This window comes from Salmonella sp. 2020_1459 (assembly GCF_043847915.1).
GTDB classification, from domain to species: domain Bacteria; phylum Pseudomonadota; class Gammaproteobacteria; order Enterobacterales; family Enterobacteriaceae; genus Salmonella; species Salmonella enterica.
Map to the genome: position 1 here is coordinate 21,841 of NZ_JBCMFA010000004.1, position 16,903 is coordinate 38,743.

The window sequence follows — 16,903 nt, forward strand, 5'->3', positions numbered from 1 at the left end:
TCAGGTTACGCTGAGACAGGGAGAAAACGCGGGCGGCTCGCACCCGCGCAGGCATGTTTTATGGCAGGACTTTCGCGGAAAGGATAACGACTGGTTTTGTCGGCACATTCTGATAAGGCCCGACATCGTGCGTCGGTACCTGTGAGATTTTATCGGCGACATCCATACCTTTTACCACTTTACCAAATACCGCATAGCCAAAGTCGCGCTGGCCGTGGTCGAGAAAAGCGTTATCCGCGACGTTAATAAAGAACTGGCTGGTGGCGCTGTCTTTATCTGCGGTGCGCGCCATCGCGATCGTGCCGCGAGTATTACGCAGACCGTTGTCGGCTTCATTCTTAATCGGCGGATTCGGTTTCTTCTGCTGCATCTGCTCGTTAAAACCACCACCCTGAATCATAAAGCCAGGAATAACGCGGTGAAACGTAGTGTTGTTATAGAAACCACTGTTGACGTAATCGACAAAGTTTTTCACAGAAACCGGCGCTTTCTGGCTGTTCAGCTCCAGCTCAATATTCCCGGCGGAGGTGGTTAACAGCACATGAGGATCGCCTTTTGCTGCCAACGCTGCGGGAGAAAGAGCAGAAAGAGCGAAAACAGCTGCGACAGCCGCCAGAGTCGATTTGAGCATGAGATTTCCTTAAAGAGAGCAGAAATAAAGCAAGTGGAATGATTTTAAAGAGCCTTCCTGGGCCAGGCCAGCCCTTTACCTAATTTTACGTATATGAAACAAATGTAACGTTACGACGCAACGCCGTATTCTTGCAATATGATGTGACAAACATCACATTAAAAAATGCAATGAACATTACTATCACTAATAATTATTTAAATGCATCACAAAAGCGCCTAAAATCTGCCCGCTTAACGCGCCCTCCACGCGCTTCACTTCTCTTCAAGGCCAGACATGACTAACAGCAACCGCATCAAGCTCACATGGATCAGCTTTCTTTCCTACGCCCTGACCGGGGCGCTGGTGATTGTCACCGGGATGGTGATGGGAAATATCGCAGACTATTTTCAGCTGCCCGTTTCCAGCATGAGTAACACCTTTACTTTCCTGAATGCCGGGATTTTGATCTCGATCTTCCTCAATGCGTGGCTGATGGAAATCATCCCGCTGAAAACACAGCTACGCTTTGGTTTTATCCTGATGGTGCTGGCGGTGGCCGGGCTGATGTTCAGCCATAGCCTGGCGTTGTTCTCAGCGGCGATGTTTGTGCTGGGGCTGGTCAGCGGGATCACCATGTCGATTGGCACCTTCCTGATTACGCAACTGTATGAAGGGCGTCAGCGCGGTTCCCGACTGCTGTTTACCGACTCCTTCTTCAGCATGGCGGGGATGATTTTTCCTATGGTCGCCGCCTTCCTGCTGGCGCGTAGTATTGAGTGGTACTGGGTCTACGCCTGCATCGGCCTGGTCTACCTGGCGATTTTCATCCTGACCTTCGGCTGTGAATTTCCGGCGCTGGGTAAACATGCGCAGCACTCTCAGGCGCCTGTCGTCAAAGAAAAATGGGGCATTGGCGTACTGTTTCTGGCCGTCGCCGCGCTGTGCTATATCCTCGGTCAATTAGGCTTTATCTCCTGGGTGCCGGAATACGCCAAAGGCCTCGGCATGAGCCTGAATGACGCCGGGGCGCTGGTGAGTGATTTCTGGATGTCCTATATGTTTGGCATGTGGGCGTTCAGCTTTATCCTGCGCTTTTTCGATCTGCAACGCATTCTGACCGTACTGGCGGGTATGGCGGCGGTACTGATGTATCTGTTTATTACCGGCACGCAGGCGCATATGCCGTGGTTTATTCTGACGCTGGGCTTCTTCTCCAGCGCCATTTATACCTCCATCATTACGCTGGGATCGCAGCAAACGAAAGTGGCCTCGCCTAAGCTGGTTAACTTTATTCTGACCTGCGGCACTATCGGAACGATGCTGACCTTCGTCGTCACCGGCCCGATTGTAGCGCACAGCGGCCCACAGGCGGCGTTACTCACCGCGAATGGTCTGTATGCGGTGGTCTTTGTGATGTGCTTTGCGCTCGGCTTTGTCTCCCGTCATCGTCAGCATAGCGCGCCGGCTACGCATTGATAATCCTTGCCGGATGGCGACGTCGCCCTCCGGCACTCTATCCCCCCTCCTGACGGGGTAGGCCTGTTGGCCTAAAAACCCCTCATTTTGTATGTTATTTGTACAAACCTGAAAAGCCTGACAATTCCGCCACTTATAAAAATCCTGACAAATCAGCCATATACCCATTAAGAGGTATATAAAGGTGAATTTGATTTACATCAATAAGCGGGGTTGCTGAATCGTTAAGGTAGGCGGTAATAAAAAAGAAATCGAGGCAAAAATGAGCAAAGTCAGACTCGCTATTATCGGTAATGGTATGGTCGGCCACCGCTTTATTGAGGATCTCCTTGATAAATCCGACGCTAGCCTGTTCGACATTACCGTGTTCTGTGAAGAACCCCGTAAAGCCTATGACCGTGTCCACCTGTCATCCTACTTCTCTCACCACACCGCGGAAGAGCTCTCTCTGGTGCGTGAAGGATTTTACGAGAAGCACGGCGTAAAGGTACTGGTTGGCGAACGCGCAATTACCATTAACCGTCAGGAGAAAGTGATTCACTCCAGCGCGGGTCGTACCGTTTATTATGACAAGCTGATCATGGCGACCGGTTCATATCCGTGGATTCCGCCGATTAAAGGCTCCGAAACCCAGGATTGCTTCGTTTACCGTACCATTGAAGACCTCAACGCTATCGAAGCCTGCGCCCGTCGCAGCAAGCGCGGGGCGGTGGTCGGCGGCGGTCTGCTGGGGCTGGAAGCCGCTGGCGCGCTGAAAAACCTCGGCGTGGAAACGCACGTCATTGAATTTGCGCCAATGCTGATGGCAGAACAGCTCGATCAGATGGGCGGCGAGCAGCTACGTCGCAAGATCGAAAGCATGGGCGTGCGTGTACACACCAGTAAAAACACGCAAGAGATTGTTCAGCAGGGTAACGAAGCGCGTAAGACTATGCGTTTTGCCGACGGCAGCGAGCTGGAAGTCGATTTTATCGTCTTCTCTACCGGTATTCGCCCCCGCGACAAGCTGGCTACCCAGTGCGGTCTGGCCGTCGCGCAGCGCGGCGGGATCGTGATTAACGACACCTGCCAGACGTCTGACCCGGATATCTACGCTATCGGCGAGTGCGCCAGTTGGAACAACCGCGTTTACGGTCTGGTCGCACCAGGCTATAAAATGGCCCAGGTTGCCGTTGACCATATCCTCGGCAGTGCAAACGCCTTTGAAGGCGCGGATCTCAGCGCCAAACTGAAGCTGCTGGGCGTGGACGTCGGCGGCATCGGCGACGCGCATGGCCGCACGCCGGGCGCGCGTAGCTACGTTTACCTCGATGAAAGCAAAGAAGTCTACAAACGTCTTATTGTCAGCGAAGATAACAAAACTCTGCTCGGCGCAGTACTGGTCGGCGACACCAGCGATTACGGCAATTTGCTGCAACTGGTACTGAACGCCATCGAACTGCCGGAAAACCCGGATTCGCTGATCCTGCCGTCGCACGCGGGCAGTGGTAAACCCGCTATCGGCGTGGATAAACTGCCGGACAGCGCGCAGATCTGCTCCTGCTTCGATGTGACTAAAGGCGATCTGATCGCCGCTATCAATAAAGGCTGCCATACCGTGGCGGCGCTGAAAGCGGAAACCAAAGCCGGAACCGGCTGCGGCGGCTGCATCCCGCTGGTGACGCAGGTACTGAACGCCGAACTGGCGAAACAGGGTATTGAAGTCAACAACAACCTGTGCGAGCACTTTGCTTATTCTCGTCAGGAACTGTTCCACTTAATCCGCGTGGAAGGTATCAAAACCTTTGAAGAACTGCTGGCGAAACACGGTAAAGGCTACGGCTGCGAAGTGTGTAAGCCGACCGTCGGTTCGCTGCTGGCGTCGTGCTGGAACGAATACATCCTCAAACCGCAGCACACGCCGCTACAGGATACTAACGATAACTTCCTGGCGAATATTCAGAAAGACGGCACCTACTCGGTGATCCCGCGCTCGGCGGGCGGTGAAATCACCCCGGAAGGTCTGGTGGCCGTGGGGCGTATCGCCCGCGAGTTTAACCTCTATACCAAAATCACCGGTTCTCAGCGTATCGGTCTGTTTGGCGCGCAAAAAGACGATCTGCCGGAAATCTGGCGTCAACTGATTGAAGCCGGTTTCGAAACCGGTCACGCGTACGCCAAAGCGCTGCGGATGGCGAAAACCTGCGTCGGCAGCACCTGGTGCCGCTACGGCGTGGGCGACAGCGTCGGTTTCGGCGTGGAGCTGGAAAACCGCTACAAAGGCATTCGCACCCCGCACAAAATGAAGTTCGGCGTCTCCGGCTGTACCCGTGAATGTGCGGAAGCGCAGGGTAAAGATGTCGGCATTATCGCCACTGAGAAAGGCTGGAACCTGTACGTCTGCGGTAACGGCGGGATGAAACCGCGTCATGCGGATCTGCTGGCAGCCGATCTCGATCGCGACACGCTGCTCAAGTACCTCGACCGCTTTATGATGTTCTACATCCGTACCGCCGATAAGCTGACCCGTACCGCGCCATGGCTGGATAACCTGGAAGGCGGCATCGAGTATCTGAAATCGGTCATCATCGACGACAAGCTGGGCCTGAACGAACATCTGGAAGAAGAGATGGCCCGTCTGCGTGAAGCGGTGGTCTGCGAGTGGACGGAGACCGTCAACACGCCAGCGGCGCAGGTTCGTTTCAAACACTTCATCAACAGCGACAAACGCGACCCAAATGTCCAGGTTGTGCCTGAACGCGAACAGCATCGTCCGGCCACGCCGTATGAACGTATCCCGGTCACTCTGGTGGGGGAAAACGCATGAGCCAGTGGCAAAACATCTGCAAAATCGATGACATCCTGCCGGGAACCGGCGTCTGCGCGCTGTCAGGCGGCGAGCAGGTGGCAATTTTCCGTCCTTACCATAGCGATCAGGTGTTCGCGATCAGCAACATCGACCCGTTCTTTGAGGCCAGCGTGCTGTCTCGTGGGCTGATTGCGGAACACCAGGGCGAACTGTGGGTCGCCAGCCCGTTGAAAAAGCAGCGCTTCCGCCTGAGCGATGGTTTATGCATGGAAGATGAGCAGTTTTCTGTGAAACATTACGACGCGCGGGTGAAAGACGGCGTGGTGCAGTTGCGCGGTTAATTATTTTTGGGAGGCGCAACGCCTCCCCTTTTTTGTATTTTTTTTCATTTTAATTGTTATCACAAAATCATTTGTACTGCATCGCGGCGGCAACTGAGCAACAAATTCGTCAGGAACGAATTTGAACAGCCGCTGGCTGCCTTCGGTGAGGGACAAGGATGTCCCTCATTAATCCCCAGGAACATAGTTCACTATGTGACTGGGGTGAGCGAGGGCAGCCAACAAAGAGGCAGTGCAAAGGATGAAGTGAGAAAAGGATAATCAAATGTTTACAGACACTATCAATAAGTGTGCGGCTAACGCTGCGCGCATCGCACGCCTGTCGGCGAATAATCCGCTCGGCTTCTGGGTCAGTTCGGCAATGGCCGGGGCTTATGTCGGTCTCGGCATCATTCTTATTTTCACCCTCGGCAATCTGCTCGACCCGTCCGTGCGTCCTTTGGTGATGGGAGCGACCTTCGGTATCGCCTTAACGCTGGTCATCATCGCCGGTTCCGAACTGTTTACCGGCCACACCATGTTCCTGACGCTGGGCGTCAAAGCAGGCACCATCAGCCACGGTCAAATGTGGGCTATCCTGCCGCAAACCTGGCTCGGCAACCTGGTCGGTTCCGTGTTTGTCGCCCTGCTTTACAGCTGGGGCGGCGGCAGTTTATTGCCGGTCGATACCAGCATCGTTCACTCAGTCGCGCTGGCGAAAACCACCGCGCCCGCCACGGTACTGTTCTTCAAAGGCGCGCTGTGTAACTGGCTGGTTTGTCTGGCAATCTGGATGGCAATCCGCACCGAAGGCACGGCAAAATTTCTTGCTATCTGGTGGTGTCTGCTGGCGTTTATCGCTTCCGGCTACGAGCACTCCGTCGCGAATATGACGCTGTTCGCCCTCTCCTGGTTTGGTCATCACAGCGACGCCTATACCCTGTCCGGAATCGGACACAACCTGTTATGGGTCACTCTGGGTAATACTTTGTCCGGCGTCGTGTTCATGGGATTGGGTTATTGGTATGCTACGCCGAAATCGGAGCGTCCTGTTCCGCAAAAAACCAACCAAATTAAGGTTACAGCCAACCATTAAGGGGTAATGTCGTGGACCATTTGCCTATATTTTGTCAATTACGCGACCGCGACTGTCTGATCGTCGGCGGTGGCGATGTCGCAGAACGCAAAGCACGGTTATTGCTGGAAGCAGGCGCACGTTTAACGGTCAATGCGCTAACCTTTATTCCACAGTTCACCGTATGGGCAAATGAAGGCATGTTGACTCTGGTTGAGGGACCGTTCGACGAAACGCTTCTCGACTCGTGTTGGCTGGCGATCGCGGCCACTGACGACGATACCGTCAACCAGCGCGTCAGCGACGCGGCGGAGTCACGCCGTATCTTCTGCAACGTGGTGGATGCGCCGAAAGCCGCCAGCTTTATCATGCCCTCAATTATTGACCGCTCGCCGCTGATGGTCGCCGTCTCCTCGGGCGGCACTTCCCCGGTGCTGGCGCGTCTGCTGCGCGAGAAACTGGAATCGCTGCTGCCGCAGCATCTGGGGCAGGTCGCGCGCTATGCCGGGCAACTCCGCGCCCGGGTGAAAAAGCAGTTTGCCACGATGGGCGAGCGTCGTCGCTTCTGGGAAAAATTTTTCGTCAATGACCGGCTGGCGCAGTCGCTGGCGAATGCCGACGAGAAAGCGGTTAACGCGACAACCGAACGCCTGTTTAGCGAACCGCTGGATCACCGTGGCGAAGTCGTGCTGGTCGGCGCCGGGCCGGGCGATGCCGGACTGCTGACGCTGAAAGGGTTACAACAAATCCAACAGGCGGATATCGTGGTTTACGATCGCCTCGTCTCCGACGACATTATGAACCTGGTACGCCGCGATGCCGATCGGGTCTTTGTGGGGAAACGCGCAGGTTACCACTGCGTCCCACAGGAGGAAATCAACCAGATCCTGCTGCGTGAAGCGCAAAAAGGTAAACGCGTGGTACGCCTGAAAGGCGGCGATCCCTTTATCTTTGGTCGCGGCGGCGAAGAGCTGGAAACGCTGTGTCATGCCGGTATTCCTTTCTCGGTAGTGCCGGGGATTACCGCGGCTTCCGGCTGTTCCGCCTACTCCGGTATTCCGCTAACCCATCGCGATTACGCCCAGAGCGTACGTCTGGTCACCGGTCACCTGAAAACCGGCGGCGAGCTGGACTGGGAAAACCTGGCGGCAGAAAAACAGACGCTGGTGTTCTACATGGGGCTGAATCAGGCAGCGACTATCCAGGAAAAACTGATCGCATTCGGTATGCAGGCCGATATGCCGGTTGCGCTGGTAGAAAACGGTACCTCCGTGAAGCAACGCGTCGTCCACGGTGTGCTGACGCAGCTCGGTGAATTAGCGCAACAGGTTGAAAGCCCGGCGCTGATTATCGTTGGCCGGGTCGTTGGCTTACGCGATAAATTAAATTGGTTCTCTAATTATTAATTAAAATAAAGCCCTGAATAACAGGGCTTTATTTTACAACTACTCGTAATCTCAAATTATTTTTACTTAAAAGTGAATTAAGAAATCAACCTTAAATACACCAGGAAAATTTAAATAGTAATAATCTTGCCTAAAAACCCTTTTACTCGTCAAATTCACCTATTATTCATTCATACAATAAATAACACCGTTAAGCACTCAATTTGACCTGACCTGGTTATCGGGTGATAAAATAAACACTAAAGCATAATTTTTCTTCTGGCCATTTCATCATTGCCTGTATCGCTCTCTGCATATGTTTAGTACGCAAGGAAAATATTAATTAAGGATGAACCCTATGCAAAAGAAAAAACTTATTTCTATCGCTATCGCTTTAACGCTACAAAGTTATTACATTCCGGCCATCGCCGCAGAAAATAACGATGATGAAAAAGAATGTCCCAGTAATATCTCCTCCCTGCCTAAAGAAAAACGCGCAAAACTCTCACCGACCTGCCTTGCTACACCTGAAAATGATAATCACTGGGGCTGGGTTGCTGGCGGCGTTGCTGCACTGGTCGCAGGTGTGGCTATTGGCGTTGAAAATAACGGTGGCGGAGATTCTAATCATTCTTATACCCCCCCTACGCCCGATAATGGCGGCGACGTTACCCCGCCCGACGATGGCGGCAACGTCACCCCGCCTGACGATGGCGGCGATGACAATGTGATCCCACCCGATGATAGCGGCGATGACGATGTGACCCCACCCGACGATAGCGGCGATGACGATGTGACCCCACCCGACGATAGCGGCGATGACGATGTAACCCCACCCGATGATAGCGGCGATGACGATGTAACCCCACCCGACGATAGCGGCGATGACGATGTAACCCCGCCCGACGATAGCGGCGATGACGATGTAACCCCGCCTGATGATAGCGGCGATGACGATGTAACCCCGCCCGACGATAGCGGCGATGACGATGTAACCCCGCCTGACGATAGCGGCGATGACGATGTAACCCCGCCTGACGATAGCGGCGATGACGATGTAACCCCGCCCGACGATAGCGGCGATGACGATGTGACCCCGCCCGATGACAGCGGCGATGACGATGTGACCCCGCCCGATGATAGCGGCGACGACGACGACACGCCCCCAGATGACTCTGTTATTACCTTCAGCAACGGCGTCACCATAGATAAAGGCAAAGACACCCTGACCTTCGATAGCTTCAAACTGGATAACGGCAGCGTTCTCGAGGGTGCCGTGTGGAATTATTCAGAACAGGACAACCAGTGGCAGCTCACCACCGCGGACGGCAAAACGCTGAACGTCACCGGCTGGGACGTGACCGACGCCAATGCCGCCGTGATTGAAGGCACCCAGGAAAATGGTCTCTACTGGAAGTACGACAGCCGTGGCTATCTGATTATTGCCGACGATAACACCACCGTTATCAGCGGCGATGACCAGGCGCATAATTCCGATCGCGGCATGGATATCAGCGGCCAGGATCGCACCGGCGTGATTATTTCCGGCGATCGAACCGTCAACACGCTCACCGGAGACTCCAGTGTGACCGACGGTGCCACCGGCATGGTTATCTCCGGTGACGGCACTACCAATACCATTTCGGGCCACTCAACGGTGGACAACGCCACCGGCGCGCTGATTTCCGGCAACGGCACCACCACCAATTTCGCTGGTGACATTGCCGTGAGCGGCGGCGGTACCGCCATCATCATCGACGGCGACAACGCCACGATTAAGAATACCGGTACCTCTGACATCAGCGGCGCAGGCTCCACCGGCACCGTCATTGACGGCAATAACGCCCGCGTCAACAATGACGGTGATATGACCATCACCGACGGCGGCACCGGCGGCCACATTACCGGCGATAACGTGGTGATCGATAACGCCGGGAGCACTACCGTCAGCGGCGCGGACTCCACGGCGCTGTATATCGATGGCGACAACGCGCTCGTTATCAACGAAGGTAATCAGACTATCTCCGGCGGCGCCGTCGGTACGCGCATTGACGGCGACGACGCCCATACCACCAATACCGGTGATATCGCGGTGGATGGCGCGGGCTCTGCCGCCGTGATTATCAACGGCGACAACGGCAGCCTGACCCAGGCGGGCGATCTGCTGGTCACCGACGGCGCGATGGGCATCATCACCTACGGTACCGGAAATGAAGCAAAAAATACCGGCAACGCCACCGTACGTGATGCAGACTCCATAGGTTTTGTGGTTGCAGGCGAAAAAAACACCTTCAAAAACAAAGGGGATATTGACGTCAGCCTTAACGGCACCGGCGCGCTGGTGAGCGGCGATATGTCGCAGGTTACGCTGGATGGCGATATTAACGTTGTCTCAGTCCAGGACAGCGAAGGCGTGTTTAGCTCAGCGACAGGCGTGAACGTGAGCGGCGACAGCAACACCGTTGATATCACCGGCAACGTAAATATCAGCGCCGACTACGGGCAGGATGATCTGGCTGCCGGGGCTCCCCCGTTAACCGGCGTTGTCGTCGGCGGTAACGGCAATACCGTTACCCTTAATGGCGCGCTGAATATTGATGACAACGATCTGTCCGCCACCGGCGGACAATACCTGGACGTTGTTGGCCTGAGCGTAACAGGTGATGATAACGACGTTGAGATTGACGGCGGTATTAATATCACCCACAGCGAGGATCCATTTGATGGAACCTCTGCAGACATTACCGGCATCAGCGTCAGCGGTAACAGTACCGTTACGCTAAACGGTCATTCTACCATTGATACCAACACGGTAGTGGGGGGTCACGTTGTACTGGCGCGGGTCAACAACGGCGGCTCCCTGATTCTGGGTGATGACTCAGTTGTTGACGTTAATGTCAGTTATATACCCACAGGCTATTACACCTACAACGCGTTGCTGATGGCTGATGGCGAAGGCACATCAATTGAAAATAAAGGCGATATTACAAGCCATGGCGTGTATTCCGTCATTCGCGCAGATAACGGCGCGGAAGTCAGCAACAGCGGAGATATTCTTGTCTACGCGACCAGTAGCAACAGCAGTGAGGATCGTGCAGCCATCACAAGGGCTAGTGGCGAGGGAGCGGCTGTTCATAACAAAGCCGGCGGCGATATCACCATCATTTCTAACCAGACGCCGCAGGGCAATGGCGGTATTGGCACATACCCACTGGAATGGTACACCCACACCTTTTACGCCATGATGGCTTCGGATTATGGCGATGTCGTTAACGATGAGGGCGCCACTATCCATTTGCAGGGCGCGGGCGTATATGGCGTCGCTGCCAGCAAAGGAACAGCGTCAAACGCAGGCGATATCTATCTGGACGGCTTTGTCCCGACGCTGGATGATGAAAACAACATCACCGGCACAAATTACTGGAAACCGTCGCAGCTTTATCTCACCAGTTCGGGGATGGTGGCAGGTTCCACCAGCAGTGGTAATGGCGACGCCACCGCTATCAACACCGGCAATATTACCGTCAACAACGCCGGGTTCGGCATGATGGCGCTTAACGGCGGCACCGCCATTAACCAGGGCGTGATCACCCTGACCGCCGATGACGGCGTTACCGGCCAGGCAAACGAGCTGGTCGGGATGGCGGCGCTCAGCGGCGGCGTCGTCATCAACGACACCAGCGGCATCATCAATATTGATGCCGATTACGGCCAGCCCTTCCTGACCGACAGCAGTAGCACCGTAGTTAACTACGGCACCGTTTGCTATGACAGCGCTTGCCAGAACAGTGACGAGTACAACCCAACCGATAGCAATGTATCCCTTTCCTTTAGCGATGGTGATGAGATTACCGCCGAGGGTGAAACGCTGACCGGTGAAACCATCATCACCAATCCGATCGCAACGCAGACCGTACACGTCACCAACGCAGGCATCGTCAGCGGCGGCAAGGTCACCGTCAGAAATTACGGTGATGTCACCAACGAGTCCACCGGCAGCATCAGCAGCGTCGGCATCGACAAAGGCGGCGTCTATACCAACGAGGGAACAACGGCTGCCGTTTCCGTAGACGGCGGCGTGTTCAACAATACCGGCACCGTGACCGGGAAAACGGGGACCACGGTAGCGGGTTCCATTATCAACAACAGCGGCTCCATGAACGCGGTTGAGCAGTGGGCCAGCACCATGAATAACATAGGCACAGTGTCGGCCTGGGTCGGCGCATCGGGCAGTACGGTACTGAATAACTACTCAGGCGGCGAAATCGATAAGCTGAACTTTACCGGTGCCGCAACCGTTAATAACGCAGGGATCATCAACAATGGTTCTGTTGATAAAGGCGGTACGTTTAATAACCTCGAAGGCGGCGTTGTAACGCTAATAAACGACGGCCTGTGGGCTGGCGCCTTCAATAACTGGGGAACGGTGAATAGCGATGCCGATATCGCCACCGGCGGGAGCGGGCACACCCTGTATAACGGCAGCACCGGTGTTATTAACGGGCAGATCACCACGGCGAAAAATAACGGCGGCAGCAAGGCGATTAACGACGGCACCATCAACATTGATAAAACCGGCAATGTGGCGATGTCGGCGCATGGCAGCGCGAAGATGGTCAATAACGGCACTATCAATGTGGGTACAGTCGGCACCACGCAAACCGGAATGGTCGGGATGCAGTTGGAATCAGATGCAAAATCCGATGCAGTGATCGAGAACAATGGCACCATCAATATTTACGCCAGCAACTCCTACGCCTTCAGCCAGTTGGGCAGCAACGGCCATATCGTCAACAACGGCACGGTCTACATTGATGACAGCGTGACCGGTTCCGGCTTTATCAAGCAGGACGGTAAAACCATTGAAGGCAGCGGCGAAAACGGCGACGGTACGGAAGTGCATTATGTTGACTTCACTGCCCCCACGGAACCCACCATTACCGATGGCACGACGACCGTTACCACCAGCGACAGTGCAGATTCATCTGCCACCAACAACCTGTCGGGCTACGTGGTCGGCACCAGCGCTGATGGCAGCGCCGGTAAATTGATGGTCAGCAATGCCAGCATGAACGGTGTGGAAATTAACACCGGGTTCACTGCAGGCACCGCCGACACCACCGTCAGCTTTGACAACGTGGTTGAGGGCAGCAACCTGTCTGACGCGGGCGCGATTCAGTCCACTTCCGTCGTCTGGAACGCCCAGGGAAGCCAGGATGCCGACGGCAACGTTGACGTCACCATGACCAAAAACGCCTATGCCGATGTGGCGACCGACAGCTCGGTAAGCGACGTGGCGCAGGCGCTGGACGCCGGTTACACCAACAACGAGCTGTACACCAGCCTTAATGTGGGGACTACCGCCGAGCTGAACAGCGCACTCAAGCAGGTGAGCGGTGCTCAAGCCACCACGGTATTCCGTGAAGCGCGAGTACTCAGCAACCGCTTTACCATGCTGGCCGACGCCGCGCCGCAAATTAAAGATGGTCTGGCGTTCAACGTGGTGGCGAAAGGCGACCCACGTGCGGAGCTGGGCAACGACACCCAGTACGACATGCTGGCATTACGCCAGACGTTGGATCTCACCGCCAGCCAGAATCTGACGCTGGAGTACGGTATTGCGCGTCTGGATGGTGACGGTTCGAAAACCGCAGGCGATAACGGCCTGACCGGCGGCTACAGCCAGTTCTTTGGCCTGAAGCACAGCATGGCGTTTGATGAAGGTCTGGCGTGGAACAACAGCCTGCGTTATGACGTGCACAACCTCGACAGCAGCCGTTCTGTCGCTTATGGCGATGTCAACAAAATTGCCGATTCCGACATGCGTCAGCAGTACCTTGAGTTTCGCAGTGAAGGGGCGAAAACTTTCACCATGATGAGTGATACGCTGAAAGTCACGCCGTATGCCGGAGTGAAATTCCGTCACACCATGGAAGATGGCTACAAAGAGCGCAGCGCCGGAGATTTTAACCTGTCGATGAACTCTGGCAACGAAACGGCGGTAGACTCTATTGTCGGCCTGAAGCTGGATTACGCCGGGAAAGACGGCTGGAGCGCCACCGCTACCCTGGAAGGCGGCCCGAACCTGAGCTACAGCAAGAGCCAGCGTACAGCGTCATTACAGGGTGCGGCGGGTCAATCGTTCGGCGTGGATGACGGTCAAAAAGGCGGCGGCGTTAATGGTCTGGCAACCATCGGCGTGAAATACAGCAGCAATGATACCGCGCTACATCTGGATGCCTACCAGTGGAAAGAAGACGGTATCAGCGATAAAGGCTTTATGCTTAACGTTAAGAAAACATTTCGTTAAATAAACGACATTATATAACACTAATAAAGGCCGCTTATTATTAAGCGGCCTTTTTAAATCATATCCCCTGGTAAAGATAAAGTCCTTATTTGGACTACCTGGATGATTCATTAATTGCTATCGTACTATACGCTAAATAGATCTTATATTTATTCCACCAGTAGTGCTCGTTTTATCAACAAGGATTTTGAAATGTTTAAATTTGTAAAAATTGCCGTTGTGGCAGGGGTTCTGGCGACGCTCACTGCTTGTACTGGTCATATCGAAAACAAAAAAAATAACTGCAGCTACGATTATTTGCTGCACCCTGCAATTTCTATTTCTAAAATTATTGGCGGTTGCGGCCCGGCTGCCGATCAATAATAGAAACGACTGCGCAGATACAAAAAAACCGGGATTTTCCCGGTTTTTTTACAGGTCTGATAAACGGTACGGCGCAGATGCCTTGTCCAACTTACGCTCGTTTGTAGGCCCGATAAGCTAGCGCCATCGGGCAAGCAATAACCCTTACGGTTTCGCCACAAAGCCAATGGCTTCGTAAACGGCTTTCAGCGTTTCGGCCGCACGTGCGCTGGCTTTTTCCGCCCCGTCTTTCATCACCTTCTGCAAGAACGCTTCGTCGTTGCGGAAACGGTGATAGCGCTCCTGCAACTCAGACAACATTCCGGAAACCGCCTCCGCCACTTCGCCTTTCAAATGGCCATACATTTTACCTTCAAACTGTTTTTCCAGTTCAGGAATGCTCTGACCGGTCACGGCGGAAAGAATATCCAGCAGGTTAGAGACACCCGCTTTCTCTTTCACATCATAACGCACTACCGGCGGCTCGTCGGAGTCAGTGACCGCACGTTTGATTTTCTTCACTACCGATTTCGGATCTTCCAGCAGGCCGATCACGTTATTACGGTTATCGTCCGATTTGGACATTTTCTTTGTCGGCTCCAGCAGCGACATCACGCGCGCGCCGGATTTTGGAATAAACGGTTCCGGTACTTTGAAAATATCGCCATACAGCCCGTTGAAACGCTGGGCGATATCGCGGCTCAGTTCCAGATGCTGCTTCTGATCTTCGCCTACCGGCACCAGATTGGTTTGGTACAACAGGATGTCTGCCGCCATCAGCACCGGGTAATCAAACAGGCCGGCGTTAATGTTTTCCGCATAGCGCGCAGATTTATCTTTAAACTGCGTCATACGGCTCAGCTCGCCGAAATAGGTATAGCAGTTCAGCGCCCAGCCAAGCTGCGCATGTTCCGGCACATGGGACTGAACGAAAATAGTGCTCTTTTCAGGATCAATACCACATGCCAGGTACAGCGCCAGCGTATCCAGCGTCGCTTTACGTAGCTGCTGCGCGTCCTGACGCACGGTAATAGCATGTTGGTCTACGATGCAGTAGATGCAATGATAGTCATCCTGCATGTTTACCCACTGACGCAATGCCCCCATATAGTTGCCAATGGTCAATTCACCTGAGGGCTGTGCGCCACTAAAAACGATGGGCTTAGTCATTTTTTATTTCCTGGTTATCGCTATGCGGAAGCCCAAGTGCGGGCAAAAGATCGTTAAAACTGTCATAAATGACGTCCGGCTCGCTAAGAGCGATCGCTTCGCCATAATTGTAGCCGTATGTCAGGCCAACCGAAGGGCAGCCCGCCGCTTTTGCAGCCTGAATATCATTACGCGAATCGCCGACAAAAAGCATCTGCTCCGGCATCATGCCCAGCCGGCTTGCCACCAGCAACAGCGGCTCCGGATGCGGCTTCTTATTTTGCACATCATCGCCGCCGATAACCACACTAAAGTATTTGGCGATATCAAGCGATTCCAGCAACGGCGCGACGAACGGCGTCGGCTTATTCGTCACCAGACCTAATGACAATCCGCTGGCGTGCAGCGCGCCCAGCGTGTCGGCGACATGCGGAAATAAAAAGGTGCCTTCTTCCGCCACTTCGCCATAATACCTGTCGAACAGTTTACGCAGAATGCGTACCTGTTCCTCGGCAGGAATATCTTCATCAACGGGCGGTTTCCCCATCGTCTTACGCAGCGTGGCGCGCTCCTCGCGAGCCCAGGTCAGCGCGCGTTCCATCAATACGTCTGCGCCGTTACCAATCCAGGTAATCACGCGCTCCTCGCCCGCAACCGGCAGTTCCAGCGCATACAGCGCCATATCTACCGCCGCGGCAAGACCCGGCGCGCTATCCACCAGCGTACCGTCAAGATCAAAGGCGACGCCCCGAATATTCTGCAACTTATCCATGACTTACCTTTGCCAGCTCACTGCGCATTTCATCAATCACTTTTTTGTAGTCGGGTTTATCGAAAATTGCCGACCCCGCAACAAACATGTCCGCACCAGCTGCGGCGATCTCGCCGATATTGTTCACCTTCACGCCGCCGTCCACTTCCAGGCGAATGTCGTAACCGGACGCATCAATGCGGCGACGCACTTCGCGCAGTTTATCCAGCGTCTGCGGAATAAAAGACTGGCCGCCGAAGCCTGGGTTCACGGACATCAGCAGGATCACATCCAGTTTGTCCATGACGTAATCGAGATAACTGAGCGGCGTTGCCGGGTTGAATACCAGCCCCGCTTTACAGCCGTGTTCTTTAATCAGCTGTAGCGTGCGGTCAACATGTTCGGAGGCTTCCGGGTGAAAGGTAATGATGCTCGCGCCAGCGGCGGCAAAGTCGGGCACGATACGGTCGACTGGCTTGACCATCAGGTGGACATCAATAGGCGCGGTAATACCGTACTGACGCAGGGATTTCAGCACCATCGGGCCGATAGTCAGGTTCGGCACATAGTGATTATCCATGACGTCAAAGTGTACAACATCAGCACCGGCAGCCAGCGCTTTGGCGGTGTCTTCACCCAGGCGAGCAAAATCAGCCGACAGAATTGAGGGGGCAATCAAATACTGTTTCATCCG

The 16,903-nt window shown here is 54.3% G+C and carries 11 protein-coding genes; 7 read left to right on the plus strand and 4 right to left on the minus strand.

Features of this window, described 5'->3' with window-relative positions; translation table 11 throughout:
* Nucleotides 1–58: 58 nt before the first annotated feature.
* Nucleotides 59–631, minus strand: coding sequence for a peptidylprolyl isomerase A (ppiA, locus tag ACH0VJ_RS12070; RefSeq protein WP_000920478.1), 573 nt, complete (start codon nt 629–631; stop codon nt 59–61).
* Nucleotides 632–907: 276 nt separating this feature from the next.
* On the opposite strand from ppiA, the gene tsgA reads away from it, so the two are divergent.
* The 7 genes from tsgA (at nt 908) to ACH0VJ_RS12105 (ending at nt 14,330) form a co-directional block, all read left to right on the plus strand.
* A complete protein-coding gene (gene tsgA, locus ACH0VJ_RS12075; protein ID WP_000185267.1) occupies nt 908–2,089 on the plus strand; it encodes an MFS transporter TsgA in 1,182 nt (393 codons plus the stop codon).
* A 262-nt stretch (nt 2,090–2,351) separates the two neighbouring features.
* Nucleotides 2,352–4,895 (plus strand): NADPH-nitrite reductase large subunit, encoded by a 2,544-nt coding sequence (gene nirB, locus ACH0VJ_RS12080; RefSeq protein WP_086048287.1) that lies wholly within the window; start codon nt 2,352–2,354, stop codon nt 4,893–4,895.
* Complete coding sequence (gene nirD, locus ACH0VJ_RS12085) at nt 4,892–5,218, plus strand: nitrite reductase small subunit NirD (protein WP_000084814.1); 327 nt, start codon at nt 4,892–4,894, stop codon at nt 5,216–5,218. Before nirB ends, nirD begins: the two co-directional genes overlap by 4 nt.
* A 265-nt stretch (nt 5,219–5,483) precedes the next feature.
* Nucleotides 5,484–6,293, plus strand: a complete 810-nt coding sequence (nirC, locus tag ACH0VJ_RS12090) for a nitrite transporter NirC (protein ID WP_000493576.1) — start codon at nt 5,484–5,486, stop codon at nt 6,291–6,293.
* An 11-nt stretch (nt 6,294–6,304) separates the two neighbouring features.
* Nucleotides 6,305–7,678: a siroheme synthase CysG gene (cysG, locus tag ACH0VJ_RS12095; protein WP_000349897.1), complete on the plus strand. Its 1,374-nt coding sequence runs from the start codon at nt 6,305–6,307 to the stop codon at nt 7,676–7,678.
* 328 nt (nt 7,679–8,006) lie between these two features.
* Nucleotides 8,007–13,967: an autotransporter domain-containing protein gene (locus ACH0VJ_RS12100; protein WP_086048286.1), complete on the plus strand. Its 5,961-nt coding sequence runs from the start codon at nt 8,007–8,009 to the stop codon at nt 13,965–13,967.
* Nucleotides 13,968–14,159: 192 nt separating this feature from the next.
* Nucleotides 14,160–14,330, plus strand: coding sequence for a YhfL family protein (locus tag ACH0VJ_RS12105; protein ID WP_000472323.1), 171 nt, complete (start codon nt 14,160–14,162; stop codon nt 14,328–14,330).
* A gap of 144 nt (nt 14,331–14,474) precedes the next feature.
* Here ACH0VJ_RS12105 and trpS read toward each other — a convergent pair whose 3' ends face one another.
* The 3 genes from trpS to rpe are packed head-to-tail and all read right to left on the minus strand — an operon-like array spanning nt 14,475 to nt 16,900.
* The gene (trpS, locus tag ACH0VJ_RS12110; RefSeq protein WP_000165562.1) at nt 14,475–15,479 is read right to left on the minus strand and encodes a tryptophan--tRNA ligase; all 1,005 of its coding nucleotides are present in this window, start codon (nt 15,477–15,479) and stop codon (nt 14,475–14,477) included.
* The gene (gph, locus tag ACH0VJ_RS12115) at nt 15,472–16,230 is read right to left on the minus strand and encodes a phosphoglycolate phosphatase (protein WP_000359652.1); all 759 of its coding nucleotides are present in this window, start codon (nt 16,228–16,230) and stop codon (nt 15,472–15,474) included. Before gph ends, trpS begins: the two co-directional genes overlap by 8 nt.
* On the minus strand, nt 16,223–16,900 hold the full coding sequence (gene rpe, locus ACH0VJ_RS12120; RefSeq protein ID WP_000816283.1) for a ribulose-phosphate 3-epimerase: 678 nt from the start codon (nt 16,898–16,900) through the stop codon (nt 16,223–16,225). The genes gph and rpe overlap by 8 nt, the downstream gene beginning before the upstream one ends.
* Nucleotides 16,901–16,903: the final 3 nt, after the last annotated feature.

What these genes read in the sequence shown, in the direction of transcription:
- ppiA (WP_000920478.1), bottom strand. Translation starts at nt 631, where the DNA reads ATGCTCAAATCGACTCTGGCGGCTGTCGCAGCTGTTTTCGCTCTTTCT.
- tsgA (WP_000185267.1), top strand. Translation starts at nt 908, where the DNA reads ATGACTAACAGCAACCGCATCAAGCTCACATGGATCAGCTTTCTTTCC.
- nirB (WP_086048287.1), top strand. Translation starts at nt 2,352, where the DNA reads ATGAGCAAAGTCAGACTCGCTATTATCGGTAATGGTATGGTCGGCCAC.
- nirD (WP_000084814.1), top strand. Translation starts at nt 4,892, where the DNA reads ATGAGCCAGTGGCAAAACATCTGCAAAATCGATGACATCCTGCCGGGA.
- nirC (WP_000493576.1), top strand. Translation starts at nt 5,484, where the DNA reads ATGTTTACAGACACTATCAATAAGTGTGCGGCTAACGCTGCGCGCATC.
- ACH0VJ_RS12100 (WP_086048286.1), top strand. Translation starts at nt 8,007, where the DNA reads ATGAACCCTATGCAAAAGAAAAAACTTATTTCTATCGCTATCGCTTTA.
- ACH0VJ_RS12105 (WP_000472323.1), top strand. Translation starts at nt 14,160, where the DNA reads ATGTTTAAATTTGTAAAAATTGCCGTTGTGGCAGGGGTTCTGGCGACG.
- trpS (WP_000165562.1), bottom strand. Translation starts at nt 15,479, where the DNA reads ATGACTAAGCCCATCGTTTTTAGTGGCGCACAGCCCTCAGGTGAATTG.
- gph (WP_000359652.1), bottom strand. Translation starts at nt 16,230, where the DNA reads ATGGATAAGTTGCAGAATATTCGGGGCGTCGCCTTTGATCTTGACGGT.
- rpe (WP_000816283.1), bottom strand. Translation starts at nt 16,900, where the DNA reads ATGAAACAGTATTTGATTGCCCCCTCAATTCTGTCGGCTGATTTTGCT.